This is a genomic window from Lignipirellula cremea, assembly GCF_056501455.1.
The window spans coordinates 3689640-3704324 of record NZ_CM151415.1; the positions used below are offsets into that span (position 1 = coordinate 3689640).

At 65.8% G+C, this 14685-nt stretch carries 9 protein-coding genes; 6 read left to right on the top strand and 3 right to left on the bottom strand.

Annotated features, from left to right (window positions below):
* Positions 1 to 98 precede the first annotated feature (98 nt).
* Positions 99 to 1388, top strand: coding sequence for a Gfo/Idh/MocA family protein (locus SH602x_RS14600; RefSeq protein WP_479473004.1), 1290 nt, complete (start codon positions 99 to 101; stop codon positions 1386 to 1388).
* On the top strand, positions 1385 to 2635 hold the full coding sequence (locus SH602x_RS14605; protein ID WP_479473005.1) for a CPBP family glutamic-type intramembrane protease: 1251 nt from the start codon (positions 1385 to 1387) through the stop codon (positions 2633 to 2635). Before SH602x_RS14600 ends, SH602x_RS14605 begins: the two co-directional genes overlap by 4 nt.
* Before the next feature lie 14 nt (positions 2636 to 2649).
* On the opposite strand, the gene SH602x_RS14610 is transcribed toward SH602x_RS14605, so the two are convergent.
* Positions 2650 to 2853, bottom strand: a complete 204-nt coding sequence (locus SH602x_RS14610; RefSeq protein ID WP_479473006.1) for a hypothetical protein — start codon at positions 2851 to 2853, stop codon at positions 2650 to 2652.
* A 538-nt stretch (positions 2854 to 3391) separates the two neighbouring features.
* A complete protein-coding gene (locus SH602x_RS14615; RefSeq protein ID WP_479473007.1) occupies positions 3392 to 4411 on the bottom strand; it encodes a dihydrodipicolinate synthase family protein in 1020 nt (339 codons plus the stop codon).
* 130 nt (positions 4412 to 4541) lie between these two features.
* On the opposite strand from SH602x_RS14615, the gene SH602x_RS14620 reads away from it, so the two are divergent.
* The 3 genes from SH602x_RS14620 (at position 4542) to SH602x_RS14630 (ending at position 9053) form a co-directional block, all read left to right on the top strand.
* Positions 4542 to 7055 (top strand): hypothetical protein, encoded by a 2514-nt coding sequence (locus SH602x_RS14620; RefSeq protein ID WP_479473008.1) that lies wholly within the window; start codon positions 4542 to 4544, stop codon positions 7053 to 7055.
* A gap of 52 nt (positions 7056 to 7107) precedes the next feature.
* Positions 7108 to 8451 (top strand): hypothetical protein, encoded by a 1344-nt coding sequence (locus tag SH602x_RS14625; protein ID WP_479473009.1) that lies wholly within the window; start codon positions 7108 to 7110, stop codon positions 8449 to 8451.
* 62 nt (positions 8452 to 8513) lie between these two features.
* Positions 8514 to 9053 carry a peptidylprolyl isomerase gene (locus tag SH602x_RS14630; RefSeq protein WP_479467637.1) on the top strand — a complete coding sequence of 180 codons (540 nt, stop codon included), beginning with the start codon at positions 8514 to 8516 and terminating at the stop codon, positions 9051 to 9053.
* Positions 9054 to 9600: 547 nt separating this feature from the next.
* On the opposite strand, the gene gpmI is transcribed toward SH602x_RS14630, so the two are convergent.
* Entirely contained in the window at positions 9601 to 11253 is a 1653-nt protein-coding gene (gpmI, locus tag SH602x_RS14635; RefSeq protein WP_479473010.1) for a 2,3-bisphosphoglycerate-independent phosphoglycerate mutase, read from the bottom strand.
* Positions 11254 to 11659: 406 nt separating this feature from the next.
* Between gpmI and SH602x_RS14640 the strand changes: the two genes are divergently transcribed.
* Positions 11660 to 14635 carry a DUF1553 domain-containing protein gene (locus tag SH602x_RS14640; RefSeq protein WP_479473011.1) on the top strand — a complete coding sequence of 992 codons (2976 nt, stop codon included), beginning with the start codon at positions 11660 to 11662 and terminating at the stop codon, positions 14633 to 14635.
* Positions 14636 to 14685: the final 50 nt, after the last annotated feature.

The following is a 14685-nucleotide window of genomic DNA, read 5'->3' on the forward strand; positions in this document are numbered from 1 at the left end:
CCTTCATCGTTCTAGGATGGCCGAGCCTTCCCGAAGAGATCTTCTTCGATTCTTCCCGCCCGTTCGCCCTGCTTCTTCGCACGAGAAGGACGCCTGCCATGTCCGAGTCGCGTCAATCTAATCGTCGTACGTTTCTCGTGACAGCCGGCGCTCTTTCGGCGGTCGCGCTCGGGCCGAAGTCGCTCTTCGGGCAGAACAGCGCGGCCGAATCGCTGACCGTCGCGGTGATGGGCTGCAACGGACGCGGCACGGCGCTGGCGACCGCCTTCGCGGGTCAGCCCAACGTGCGGATCAAGACGATCTGCGACGCCGACGAACGCGTGCTGGCCAAGCGTCAGTCGGAGGTGGCGAAGGTCGCGCCCGACGTGCAGACGACGTTCGACTATCGCCGCGTACTGGACGACAAGGACATCGACGTGCTGGTCGTCGCGACGCCCGACCACTGGCACGTTCCCGCGACGATCCTGGGCTGCCAGGCGGGGAAGCACGTCTACGTCGAGAAGCCGCTCGCCCATAACGTTCGCGAGGCGGAATGGGTCGAGTCGGCCGCGCGGAAGTACGACCGGGTCGTGCAGGTCGGCACCCAGCGGCGGAGCTTTCCCGCCATTCAGGAAGGGATGCAGCGCCTGCTCGATGGGGAGTTCGGCAAGATCCGTTACACCCGCGGCTGGTACAACAACCGCCGGCCTTCGATCGGACAGGGCCAGGCGGCGGAGGTTCCCGCGGGACTGCATTACGATCTGTGGCAGGGACCGGCGGACGTGGCCGACTACCGCGACAACTACCTGCATTACAACTGGCACTGGTTCTGGCGCTGGGGCACGGGCGAGCTCGGGAACAACGGCATTCACGCGCTCGACCTCTGCCGCTGGGGACTGGGCGTCGAGACGCCGACCGAGGTGACGAGCGCGGGCGAGAAGCTGCGCTGGGACGACGACCAGGAGACGCCGGACACGCACCTGATTACGTGGAAGTTCGACGACGGCAAGATGATGCACTGGGAGTGCCTGAGCTGGTCGGCGCTCGGCTTCGAGCACAGCCAGTTCGGCGCCAGCTTCCACGGCGAAGGGCCGACGATGGTCGTCGACGGCTCGGGCTATACCCTCTTCGACGAGCGGAATCAGCAGATCGAAAAGAAGGGGGGACCGGGAGGCGATAACCTCCACGTCGCCGACTTCCTCGCCGCCGTCCGCGAGAATCGCCGGCCCAACGCCGACGTCTCGATCGGACGCCGCTCGACCGAACTCTGCCTGTGGGGCAACGTCGCCCACCGCGCTGCCCGCGCCATCAAGCCCGCCGACGATCGCGCCGCCGCCGACCTGCAACCGTTCATCGGTCGCGAGTATGCGAAGGGTTGGGAGAAGAAGCTGTCGGATGCGGCGACTTGAGCGAGTCCGATTATCCGCCCGCGGTCGAACCTCTCTCGTTCGTCGACGAGGAGCTCCCGGACGATTCGCTGTCGCCGATCAGGACGCGGCATCGCGAGGAGACGTTCCGGCTTCGCGACGCGCTGATTGCGCTCGCCGTGGGGATCGGCTCCTTCGCCGGCGTCTGGGCCTTGTGGAGCTACGGCCCCGTTCCGGAGATCCTGCTCGAGCGCTTCGACTTGGGCTACGCGCTAGCGAACGTCCTCATCGCGGCAACGGTTCTGATCCTCGCGCGACGTCGCAAGCTGCGGATCGGCGAACTCTTCGTCGCCGGGCGCTGGTACGTCGAGTCGTTCTGGGGCGTAGCGGCGTTCCTCGGCATCTTGATCGGGTTCGAGTTCGCGTCATGGCTGGGTTACCGTCCCGTCGATCCGCTAGCCCAGGAACTCGCTCGCTCCGATCTGCTGACGCGCTGGGAGTTCCTGTTCGTCGCGACCCTGCTCGCGCCGCTGGCGGAAGAACTGGTCTTCCGCGGCGCCATCCAAGGGAGCCTCTATCCGCGGGCGGGCGCGTTCATGGCCTGCCTGTTCCAGGCGACGCTCTTCGGGGCGGTGCATCTGCGCGGCTGGGACGTCGCTATCTCGACAGCCGCGGTCGGGCTCTGTCTGGGAGCGCTGGCGCTCTGGCGGGGGTCGCTGCTCGCCCCGATGGTGGCTCATGGCGTGTGGAACGGAGTCTTCGCTACGTGGCTGATCGTCGCGTATCACCTCACGTATCATGTGCCCGCGGCCACCATGGACGAAGCACGCGTTCCGCCAGCCTGGGCGCACCAGCCGATGACCTTCGGAGTGGCGCTGCATTACTCGGCGGAGGATCAGTTTTTCGCCGCTCAGGAAACGTACGGCGTCCGCGGCTGGATGCTGCCTAAGGACGAAGTTCGCGCGCTGCGTCTGGTTGCAAAGCGCTTCCCCGACGACGAGTTCGTCGGCTGGGCCGGTCAGCGGATCGCGGAGGTCTATCTTGAAGAGCTACGCGATCCCCGCCGCGCGATCGCGATTGGCGAGGAGATACTGCGGCAGCATCCGGAACACGAAGAGATTCAGGCAGCTACGCTCTGGACCCTGATCACCGCCCACGTCGACCTGAACGACAAGGCAGCAGCGGAAGAGCATCTCGCCCGACTCGAGAGCGAGTTCTCGGACGTGGGGGGGATTGCGGACGGCATCACTGAACTTCGAGTCTGGATGGAGGAGACGCTCCCCGAGTGAGCGTCGGCGTTCGCTCACGCGTCACCGAAGATGCCGGTGCCGAGGATGAGGCCGACGAGGAACCCGGCGGCAGCGCCCGCGACGACGCCGACGAGGACGATGTCGCCGGGAAAGCCGAAGAGCGTCGTATTCCGCAGCAGGGCTCGCGATCCGGTCCAGGCGCCGAGAAAGGCGCCGACCAGCATGCATTTCGCCGCACGTTCCAGATCCAGCGCCATCCGCTTCCTCTTCGTCGCCGGGCCGAGCGGAATGCTCGACGGGGCTACGTAGAATTCGCGACGCTTGCGGCGTTCTTAGGCGAAACCGCTTGCGGATTCGGCGCGTAGTCCCGTAGGTCAGGCATTGCCTGACGACGCGGAAGAAGCGTCCGGCGGGACGGTTCGGTCCGTGGGAGGGCGACCCGCGCCGTGCGGGCTTCCCGAAGTAGCCGTCAGGCGATGCCTGACCTACTGGTCGACCAAGCCTTATTCGTCATTTTGAACGAAGAGTTTCGGGTGCCACTGGCTCCGCCAGTGCTGTATCTGGAAAGGTCGTCCAACACGAGCGATGCGGCCTCCGGAAAAGCACTGGCGGAGCCAGTGGCACCCGGAGGAGAGGATGACATTCAGCGATAGACAGAACGGTAGGTCAGGCATTGCCTGACGACGCGGAAGAAGCGTCCGGCGGGACGGTTCGGTCCGTGGGAGGACGACCCGCGCCGTGCGGGCTTCCCGAAGTAGCCGTCAGGCGATGCCTGACCTACAGAAAGTCGATCGCCTACGCTCCCTGCTTTCGCAGGGCGTCGACGATGCGGCTGACGATCGAATCGATCTCGCCGTTCGGCAGGGAAGGCATGTCGGAGACCTTGCAGCCGCCGATGGGCTGGTCGACGAAGCCTTCCTGCGCGAGCAGGCACTGCAGCTCGCGACTGAGGACTTCCAGGCGCTCCTTCTGCACCGTCGCCTGGGGCTGACGGCCTTCGCCGGTGCGGATGCCGCGGAGGCGCAGCGCCGCGCGGAAGCCCTCGGGAAACTCCGACGACAGGATCATCGCGTCGAACAGACGGAGCAGGCGGTACTGCAAGTCTTTTGCTGCGTCGAAGTCGCGGGCGAGCGTCAGCTCGTACAGCCTCCGCGTGATCTCCGGCACGATGCCCGAGGTGGCGTTGGTGCCGCCGTCGCAGCCGATGAGCAGCATCGGCATCAGCGCCGCGTCCCAGCCGGTCAGGAAGGCGAAGTCGGGGCGATGGGGGCGGATCGCGTCGATCATCCGCATCATGTGCGGCAGGTCGCCGGAGGAGTCCTTGATCGCGACGACCTTCTCGCACTCGTCGGCCAGGCGCTGCACCACCTTCACTGTGATCGGCGAGGCGAACATCGGAATGTTGTAAAGCGTGACGTCGATCGGCGAGCGGTCGGCGATCTCCTTGAAGTAGGCGTACACGCCCTCTTCGGAGAGCTTGTAATAGAAGGGCGCCACGATCGCGACCGCCCGGCAACCCAGTTCGTGATACCGCTCGCAGGCGCGGAGCGTCTCGCGGACGTTCGCCTCCGCGGCGCCGGCGAGGATGGGGACGCGACCGTTCACCTGATCGGCGATGATCTCGATCGTGCGGATTCGCTCTTCGAAGGTGAATCGCGTGAACTCGCCGGTCGAGCCGTTCGGATACAGGCCGTGTACGCCGCGGTCGATCAGCCAGTCGACGTAGCGCCGCAGCTCGGCCTCGTTGATTTCGCTGTCGCGATCGAGGGGGACGACGTTGGGCGTGAAGATGCCGGCGAGACGGGCGGCAGGCATAGGATCGTCGGGAAGGAGAGAGGGGGAAGCGACTGTCGCGGCCAGTGTGCGATCCGCGACGGGCGGCGTATTCTGAGGCCCTGTGGATCGCGAAACCGTCGCGGTTCGAGCATCCGAAGGAAGGACGCGTTTGTCTCGCAAGGCGAAACCGAAACCGCACCGTCCGCAGGCGCCTGCTTCGCAGCCGACCGGGCCGCAGCCGGGCTTGCAGCCGAACGCTTCGGCCGCGCAGCCGAAACCGGTTTCGTCGGCGGCGTTCAACTATAGCTGGCGAACCGGCGCCACGCTCGCGGCGTTGACGCTGACTTTGACGATCTTTCTGGCTTTGCCGTTTCGTACGGACGTCGAGGGGCTGGCGATTCCGCGATGGGTCTTCTCCGCCATCGCGATGGGGAATCTTCCCGCGACGCTCGGAGGGGCCCTGAACGCGAACGGAGGCTGGCCGGCGCTTTCGGAACGACTGTTCCTCGCGGGGCACGTGCTGGTCGCATTGACGTTCGCGGGGAGCGTCGGCCTGGGCGCTCTGATGTTCGGATTTCGTCGCCGGGAGCTGGGCGAGGTCGAAACCTGTTCGCTGGCGATGGTTCTGGGGCTGGCGACGCTTTCGCTGGTCACTTTTCTGTCGACCCTGCTCGGCGCGGTGGGCCAGCCGGGGTGGAGCTTCGTTCTGACGCTGGGCCTGCTGCCATTTTCGGTGGCCGCGTCGATCGCAGGGATGCGGAAGCGCTTTCGCGAGCGACCTCCGCAGAGCCCGCCGACGCGACCGGAGTTCCCCGTCAGTCTGTGGTTGACCCTGGGGCTGCCGGCGACGGTTCTCGCGCTGCTGCTCGGCGCGTTGCCGCCGTACGAGTTCGACGTGCTCGAGTACCACTTCCCGATTCCGAATGCGTGGCATGCCGAAGGGATGGGCCGCACGGACGGCAATATCTACGGCGCCATGCCGCAAGGCGCCGAGATGTTCGTGCTGTGGGGAATGGACTCCGGCGGCATGGATTCATCCGGCGGCGAAGGAGGATGGTGGCGCGGAGCGCTGGTCGGGAAATCGATCCTGGCTCTGTTCATTCCGCTGGCCAGTCTGCTGGCCGCATCGATCGCGGGACGTCTCGCAGGAAGAGGGGCAGGGCTCTTCGCCGGTTGGACCGCGCTCGCCGTTCCGTGGCTCTGGTCCGTCGGGACGAGCGGCCTGGTCGATCATGTCTGGGGGGTCTACTTTCTGGCCGCGGCGTGGGCCGCGTTTCGGACGTGGTTCGAAGATGCGGATAAGGACGCCGAGCGCCTCCCTTCCGCCGTGGGACTGTGGCATCTGCGGGCGACGCCTGCGCTGCGCTGGGCGGCTGTGACGGGCGCGTTCTTCGGCGCGGCGTGCGCCTGCAAGTATCCCGCGCTGCCGCTGATCGGCGGACCGCTGCTCGTGCTGCACGTCGTCTGCTTCGTGATCGCAACGCGACGGAGGAGGGAAGCTGGTTCGACCGCTGTCGAACCCGAAGGATTGAAATCGACGACCGAATCGCAGGTTCCGGAAAGCACGGCTGGACAAGCCAGCCATGGCACACGGGCAGAATCCGACGCCGGGGGAAGGCTGATTTCCCAACGTACAAACTTCTGGAAGGCGACAGCGATCGCGTGCGTCGTCGCGTTGATCTTCGGCGGGGGATGGTACGTCAAGAACGCGGCGCTCTACGGGAATCCCGTCTTCCCCCTGGCGACGTCGGTCTTCGGCGATGCAGGCTGGCGAGAGGATCTGCAAGTGAACTGGGCGCGGGCGCATCGCGTGCCGGGCGAGACGGCGTGGCAGCGCTGGTCGCCGCTGAGTCTCGCCGCGTCGGCCTGGCCCTGGCTGATGGCGACTTCGGGCGCGAGCCCCCTCGTGCCGCTGGGGCTCGTCGCGCTGGCTCTCGCGAAGCGTCCGCCGAGACCGGTCTGGATCTTCGCGGCGCTGGCGGGCGGGTTCTTCCTGCTCTTCTGGCTGATGACGCATCGGATCGAGCGTTTCTTCGTGCCGACGTATCCGCTGCTCGCTGTCACGGCCGGGGTCGGCTTCGCCGCCGGACGGTCGTCGATTCAACGGTCGATCCGGCAGGTCGCGTTCTGGCTCGGTCTCGCCTGGTGCCTGGTCGTGATCGGGTTCAGCTTCGTCGACGAGCGCCTTCTGCAACCGCTCGATCGGCTTCGCGTCGGCGACCGGATCGAAGGCGTTGAGCCCCGCATTCCGCCGGCGGTGCAGTGGTTGAACGCCAACGTGAAGGAAGGCACGGCGCTCGCGATCGGCGACGCCCGGGCGTTCGACTATACGGTTCCCGTCGTCTATCACACCTGCTTCGATGAGTGCCCGCTGCAGGTCTGGCTTGACGAGGCGAACGGCGATACCGAGGCGCTGCGAATGAAGCTGAACGCCGAGGGGATCGCGTACGTTTACGTCCATTGGGGCGAGATCGAACGGTACCGCTCGCCCGGCAATTACGGCTTTCCGTTTCCGATCGTCACGCGGGAGAACTTCGCCTTCCTGATGGAGGGGGGCGTTCTCTCGCCGCCGGCGGTCGTCGGCCCGCCGATGGGCGAACAGGGTCAGCCCGCGTGGGAAATCTATCCGGTGGTTCCTGCTTCGCCGGACGATACGCCCCCTTCGACCGACCGGGCGCCGTGAGATAACATCGCGAGTCGATGTTCCTTTCGCACGTTCGCTGATTCGCTGACGCATGGCTATCGAACCCCCGGCGAGATTCGCCGTCATCGGCGCGGGCCCTATCGGACTCGAAGCCGCGCTCTACGCACGCTATCTGGGTTTCGAGGTCGCGATCTACGACCAGGGCGAGATCTGCGAACACGTTCGCCGGTGGAGCCACGTCGAACTCGTGACGCCGTTCGGCGAGAACTCCACGCCGCTGGGCAGGCAGGCGTTGCGAGCGCACGACGAAAACGTCGAACTGCCGACGCCGGAGGCGATGCATACGGCACAGGAGTGGCTCGATCAGTATCTCGTTCCGCTGGCCAGCAGCGATCTGCTGGTCGACTGCTTTCGTCTGCGGACGCGAGTCACCGACGTCTCCCGACTCACGTACATCAAGACCGACGTCGAAGGCCTGCAGATCGACTTCGACGGCGACGAAGAGCGCCGCGACGAGCCGCTGCGGGTGGTGGCGATCGACGCCGAGGGGAAGGAAAGCGTCGATTACTTCGACGCCGTGATCGACGCGTCCGGCGTGCTGTCGCAGCCGCTCGGCATCGGTCCGGGCGGAGCGCCGGCGATCGGCGAACGTGCGGCGGCGGATCGCATCGGTCGGATGATTCTGAGCGACGAGGAACTGACGGCCCTGCCGCGCGGGACGAACGTGCTGCTGATCGGGACGGAGCTTTCTGCCGCGCGCCAGATCGCGAAGCTGGCCGAAGTCGCGGCTCTCGATCCGGAGTTTCGCTGCGTCTGGATCGCGCGCGGCGGACCGCTGTCGATCCGGTCCGATGACTCCCGCGAACCTTACCGTCTCGTCCCCAGCGACATGGAGGGTCCGCGAGGCGAGATCCTTTCGCGGGCGAACGAACTGGCGAAGTCGGCGCCCTGGCTCTCGTTCGTTTCCGACATCGCGGTCGAAGAAATCCGCTTGGGCGAGGAGGGTCGACTGAACCTTCGCTTCGTCGGACGTCATGCGTTTCCGGAACGCTTCGAAGAGCGTCGGTCGTTCGATGTCGTGCTCGCCTTCGTCGGTTATCGCCCCGACTGGTCGTTCGCTGGCGAGTGTCAATTGAAACTCGACACGGCGACGGACGGCCCGACGCGGCTTGCGGCGTCGCTGCTCGACGGCCTGGCGAACACGTACGAGAGCAGACTTCGGTTCTGCGAAAGCGATGCCCTGCTTCATCCGGAGGCCGACTTCTACGTCGTCGGCGCGAAATCGTTCGGCAGGCTCTCGGGCTTTCTGCTGTCTTACGGGTACGGGCAGATCCGCGAAATCTTCGCCTACGTCAACGAGCGACCCGATCTCGACCTCTACGCCCGCGCGGCGAAGGAAGAGGGGCCCGGGCGGAAGGGCGCTTCGACGGGCTGACCGTCCGGACGCGAGAAGCTAGAATCCCGCGTTCTCCCGCTCAACTCGAAAGGACCGCGACGGTGGCCGAAAAGAACTATCGCTCCCAGGTGGACAAGGCGACCGAGGACGTCGACTTCGACGCCCAGACCTATCAGATCTCGCTCGAGACCAATCAGGGCACGATCCTGTGCGATCTCTATCCCGACGTCGCGCCGGGACACTGCCTGAACATCATCGGCCTGACCCGGTCGGGCTTCTACGACGGGATCATCTTTCACCGCGTGATCAAGCGGTTTATGGTCCAGGTCGGCTGCCCGCAGGGGCGCGGCACGGGCGGTCCCGGCTACGAAATCGACGCCGAGTTCAACAGCAAGCCGCACGAACCGGGCACGCTGTCGATGGCCCGCACGAGCGACCCGAACTCCGCGGGGTCGCAGTTCTTCCTCTGCCTGGAGCGCGTGCCGCACCTCGACCGGCAGTACACGGTCTTCGGCAAGACGGCGAACGAAGAGAGCCTGGCCGTGGTGAAGAAGATCGGCGAACTGCCGACCGACGCCAACGATCGTCCGCGTCAGGAAGCGAAGATCGTCAAGGCGACGGTCATCGTCAAGCCGAAGTAAGTCCGGCACGATCCGAGCGCGCTGACGCCGCGACTATCTCGCCGTCAGCGACGAATCGGGTCGCTTTCTCTTTCGGGCGAGCGGGGGACGCCAGTCCCCCGAGTTCGGATAGCGGACTTCAGGCCGCTATCGTTTCCGAAGTACCCCGAACTGCCTCGCTCGCTCTTCGCTCGATCGACGGACTCGGAGGACTGACGTCCCCCGCTCGCCATTCAGTAGCAGGTCTGTCGTTCGCTTAGGTGTACGAAAAAAAGGGCGACGTCGCCTGGCGGGGGCGCGCGGTCGTCGTGGGCCTGTCGAGAGTCGAGGAGCCTAGGATTTCGACTTCGACGCCTGGGCCGGCGATTATCCCCGCCGAATGAACGATAGGCGCTGTCCACTCAGGAAGGCGACACTTTTCTTTCGCCGTGGGCGTGAGCTTGCTTCGCCCATTCGTAGGGCTGGCGCCCTCGCCTGCCATCGCAGCGGAAACCAGCGTCCGTGGCAGGCGAGGGCGCCAGCCCTACGAGCGTCGACGCCCTGTCGATCAGCAGCGCCGCCGGGTTAGTTACCCGACGATCAGGCTCTCGCCGGTCATCTCGGCGGGCTTGGGCAGGCCGAGCAGATCGAGCAGCGTCGGGGCGACATCGGCCAGACGGCCTCCCTCGCGGAGCTTCTTCCCCTTGCTCGCCGCGTCGACGACGATCAGGTCGACGTCGAACGTCGTGTGCGCCGTGTGCGGGAGCTGCGTCGCGGGGTCGATCATCTGTTCGGCGTTGCCGTGATCGGCGGTCACCAGCGCCGCCCCGCCCCGGGCGAGGACGTCGTCGACCAGCAGGCCGACGCAGCGATCGACGGTCTCCACCGCCTTGACCGTCGCCTCGATCGAGCCGGTGTGACCGACCATGTCGCCGTTGGCGAAGTTGACGATGTAGACGTCCTGGCGATCGACCTGCAGTTCCGCCAGCACGGCCTCGGTCACGGCGTCGGCCGACATTTCCGGCTTCTTGTCGTACGTCGGCACTTCCTTCGGCGAAGGGATTTCGAGCTGCGTCTCGCCCGGGAAGGCGCCCTGGATCGGTTCGTCCGCGCGGGTCGGCCCCTCGGGGCTTTCGCGATAGTCGTTGAAGAAGAACGTGACGTGCGGCGCCTTCTCCGATTCGGCGCAGCGGAACTGTTGCAGGCCCTGGTTCGCGAGGTACTCGCCCAGGATGTTGGCCATCTTCGGCGGACGACGAAAGGCGACGTGAACGTCCAGATCCTTCTCATATTCCGCCATCGTGGCGAAGTAGAGATTGTCCAGTCGTTCGCCGCGATCGAAGCCGCCGTTCTTGATCTCCTTCCACTCTTCGTCGGACAGGACGAAGGCCTTGATGATCTCGCGCGGGCGATCGCCGCGGACGTTGAAGAAGAAGACCGAGTCGCCCGGGCGGATCGTTTGCGCCGGATCCAGCTCCCCGTTGGGACAGATGCTGGTCGGCAGCACGAACTCGTCGCCGTTGCGGCTGGTGTCCGTCGGCGCGTCGTAGTAGGCCTGGATCGCTTCGCGGGGCGTCTTCGCCGTTCGCGAAGAACCTTGCGTGAAGAGGCGATAGGCCTGCTCGACGCGTTCCCAGCGATAGTCGCGGTCCATGGCGTAGAAGCGACCGATCACGTCGGCGACGCGTCCGACGCCCGCCTCCTTCAGGCGCTGCTCGATCTGCTCAATGAAACCGATGCCGCCGAAGGGAGATGTATCGCGCCCGTCGAGAATCGCATGGACGAAGAAGCGATCGCCCGGGAAGCCGGCTTCCTTGACCAGATCGATGACCGCGAACGCATGTTCCAGGTCGCTATGAACGCGCCCGTCGGAGAAGAGCCCCATCAGGTGGAAGGAGCCCCCCGTCCGCGCGGCGTGTTCCAGCGCGCCCATCAGCGCTTCGTTCGTGAAGAACGAACCGTCGCGGATCGTTCGCGTGACTCGCATGATCTCCTGATCGACGATCCGGCCTGCCCCGATGTTCTGATGGCCGACCTCGCTGTTGCCCATCACGCCGACCGGCAGGCCGACGTCTTCGCCCGAGGTATGGATCTGAACCCAGGGAAATTCGGCCCGGAGGCGTTCGTCGACCGGCTTGTTCGCCAGATGGACGGCGTTCGCGCGGTCCCATTCATGCGAGGGATTGTGCCCCCAACCGTCGCGAACGATGAGCATCACAGGTCGCTTCGCCGGTCGGTTCATCGTGCTCGCACATCCTTCAGGAGCGGGGGGGCTTCAGAAGCCAGCGGCTTTCGAAGCGCGGCTTTAGAAGCGAAGGGGCCGCGACGCTCGTCAGCTCTGACGAAAACGGCATCGACGAGGCGAGAGCGCCGAACGATTCGGCGAACGACTGCGGTCTCGTCCGGCCCTTGAAACGGCGTTCAAACTATCGGTCCCCTGAGGGAGCGTCAACCAGATGCCGCCGCACGGTCGCTCCCTCGGTCGTCCGAAGCCGGCGAAGATGAAGGTTTCGCAAGCGGGCGAAGCTTTAACGGGAAGGGTTGCCCCGTTAATTGAGTCTGAAGCGAAAGCCGGAAGCCTTTCCGCTTGCGATCGGCGACGATCAATGGAATCATGAAGATCTGTCGGCGCTCTCAGGGAGGTTCGCTTGGGTTCCAAGAAGCTGCAATCGCCTGTCACCGTTCGACTTTCCGTGGTTTCAGCCCGGAAGGTTCCGTGGTCGATCTGCGCCCGTTTCGCGGCCGCGGCGCTGCTGTGGGGCGCAGTCGCTCCGTCGATCGGCGCCGAGCCAGCGGAGACTGAACCTGGAAAAATCGACGCCGCCGAACAGGCGTTCTTCGAGAAGACGATCCAGCCGCTGCTGGTCGCGCACTGCTACGAGTGCCACAGTCACGAGTCGGGCGAAGCGAGCGGTGGCCTGGTCCTCGATTCGCGAAGCGGCTGGGCGGTCGGCGGAGACTCGGGACCGACGATCGTCGCGGGCAAACCCGAAGAGAGCCTGTTCGTCCGCGCGATCGAGTACGACGAGCCTGATCTGCAGATGCCGCCCGACGGCAAGCTCGACGACGCCGCGATCGCCTCGCTGACGGACTGGATCCGCCGGGGCGCCGTCGATCCGCGGGTCGGCTCAGGCGGAACGCCGCAGGCGGCGACCATCGATCTGGAAGCGGGACGAAACTTCTGGTCGTACCGTCCGATCGTCGATCCGCCTCCTCCCGACGTTCAGCGCGTCGACTGGCCCGCGACGAGCATCGACCGCTTCGTCCTGTCCCGGCTGGAGCAGGAGGGCATCGCGCCCGCGGAGGAGGCCGACCGCGCGACGCTGATCCGCCGGCTCTCGCTCGATCTGACCGGCCTGCCGCCGACGCCCGAAGAGATCGACGCGTTCGTGGCCGACGAAGCTCCCGACGCGTGGGAGCGGCTGGTCGATCGTCTGCTCGCCTCGCCTGCCTACGGAGAGCGTTTCGCCAGGCGCTGGCTCGACGTCGTGCGCTACGGCGAATCGATGACGCTCCGCGGCCTGGTCTTTCACGAAGCCTGGCGCTTTCGCGATTACGTGATCGAATCCTACGACGAAGATCGCTCCTGGAATCGCGTGCTTGCGGAGCATGTCGCCGGCGATCTGATGCCCGCTGATACGCTCGCAGAAAGGCGGCGGCGCCAGATCGCGACGTCGTTCCTGGTGATGGGGAACAAGAACCTCGAAGAGCAGGATAAGAAGGCCCTCGATCTCGACGCGGCGGACGAGCAGGTCGACACGCTCGGCAAGGCGTTTCTCGGCCAGACGATCGGCTGCGCCCGGTGCCACGATCATAAATTCGACCCGATCCCGACGCACGATTACTACGCGATGGCGGGCATCCTGCTCAACACGCAGACGCTGGTCCATTCCAACGTTTCGGGCTGGACGGAGAACCCGCTCCCGCTGCCCGCGGAAGACGAGGCCCGCTTCGCCGCTCATGAGGCGGAGACGAAGCGCCTCCAGTCGCTCGTCGACGACGCGAAAAAACAGTTAGCGGCGCTGACGAAAGGCGCTCGGCCTTCGGACGGCAACCTCTCGCCTGGCGCTCTCGCGGGGGTGGTCATCGACGACGTCTCGGCGAAGCAGGTCGGCATCTGGACGTCGTCGAGCTATTCGAAGCCTTACGTCGGCGAGGGGTATCTGCACGACGAGAACGTCGGCAAGGGCGAGAAGACGCTGACGCTGACTGCGAAGCTGCCGACGCCCGGCCACTACGAAGTCCGGCTGGCCTATACCACCGGTCCGAACCGCGCGACGAACGTTCCAGTGACCGTGTTCAGCGCGGAGGGCGAGAAGACGATCCTGGTCGACCAGCGTCGCGATCCGCCGCTCGACGGCGCGTTCGTCTCGCTCGGAACGTTCCGCTTCGAGAAGGACGGCCAGAGCTTCGTGCTCGTCTCGAACGAGGCGACCGACGGCCACGTCGTCGTCGACGCGGTGCAGTTTCTGCCGCTCGACTCGAGCTCCGATATCGCACCGGCGCCCGAAGCCGACACGGCGGCCGCACAGGCTCAACAGGAAGCGGCGGAACTCCGCGCGACGCTGAAACAGCATGAGGCGAATCTGAAGGCTCATCAGACTTCGCTGCCGAAGCGTCCGATCGCGATGTCGGTCCGCGAGTTCCCGAGCGACAAGATCGGCGACGCGCGTATCCGCGTTCGCGGCATGCCGCACAACCTGGGAGAGGTGGCGCCCCGGGGCTTCCTGCAGGTCGCCACGAGCGGCCCGATGCCGGAATTTCCGAAGGATCAGAGCGGGCGCCGCGAACTGGGCGAGTGGCTGGCGTCCGACGCGAATCCGCTTCCCGCTCGGGTCTATGCCAATCGGGTCTGGTTCTGGCTGATCGGCGAAGGCATCGTCGCCAGTCCCGACAACTTCGGCGCCTCCGGCGAGCTGCCGAGCCATCCCGAACTGCTCGACTACCTCGCGAGCCGACTGCACGAAAGCGACTGGTCGACGAAGGAACTCGTGCGGGAGATCGTCCTGTCGCGAACGTATCGCATGAGCAGCGCGGTCGACCCCGCTGCCGAAGCCGCCGATCCAGAGAATCGCCTGATTCGTCGGGCGAACCTGAAGCGGACCGATGCCGAGACGCTTCGCGATTCGATGCTCTTCGTCGCAGGTCGGCTGGATCGCGCCCGCTTCGGGACCGAGCTCCGGCCCAATGTTTCCGCGGACTACGATTACGTCGCCGTGAGCGACCGCCGCACGATCTACCTGCCGCAGCTTCGCAATTCGACGCCGGAGATCGTGAAGATCTTCGACGGCGCGGATCCCAGCGCGGTGACCGGGCGAAGATCCAAGAGCGCCTCCGCGGCGCAGGCGCTCTACCTGCTCAACGACGAGTTCGTCGCCCAGCAGGCGCAGGCGACGGCCAAACGGCTCGTGACGGACGCGACCGGATTCGACGCTCGATTGGAAGGCCTCTATCGGAGCGCTCTCGGACGAAGCCCGCTGGAGGCGGAAGCCTCTGCCGCGCGGTCGTTCGTCGGCGTCGGAACCGAAACCGAAACCGAAACCTCCCGCGCTGAAGATGTCGCCCGGTGGACGACCTTCTGCCGGGCGCTCTTCGCCAGCGCCGACTTCCGCCGGACCTACTAACTTCGAACGCCCGCCCGCCCCGAAATCCCGCCCGACATCGCTTCAGGAAT

Coding starts and splice junctions, on each gene's coding strand:
- SH602x_RS14610 (WP_479473006.1), bottom strand. CDS start 2,853: ATGGCGCTGGATCTGGAACGTGCGGCGAAATGCATGCTGGTCGGCGCC.
- SH602x_RS14615 (WP_479473007.1), bottom strand. CDS start 4,411: ATGCCTGCCGCCCGTCTCGCCGGCATCTTCACGCCCAACGTCGTCCCC.
- SH602x_RS14625 (WP_479473009.1), top strand. CDS start 7,108: ATGGCTATCGAACCCCCGGCGAGATTCGCCGTCATCGGCGCGGGCCCT.
- SH602x_RS14600 (WP_479473004.1), top strand. CDS start 99: ATGTCCGAGTCGCGTCAATCTAATCGTCGTACGTTTCTCGTGACAGCC.
- gpmI (WP_479473010.1), bottom strand. CDS start 11,253: ATGAACCGACCGGCGAAGCGACCTGTGATGCTCATCGTTCGCGACGGT.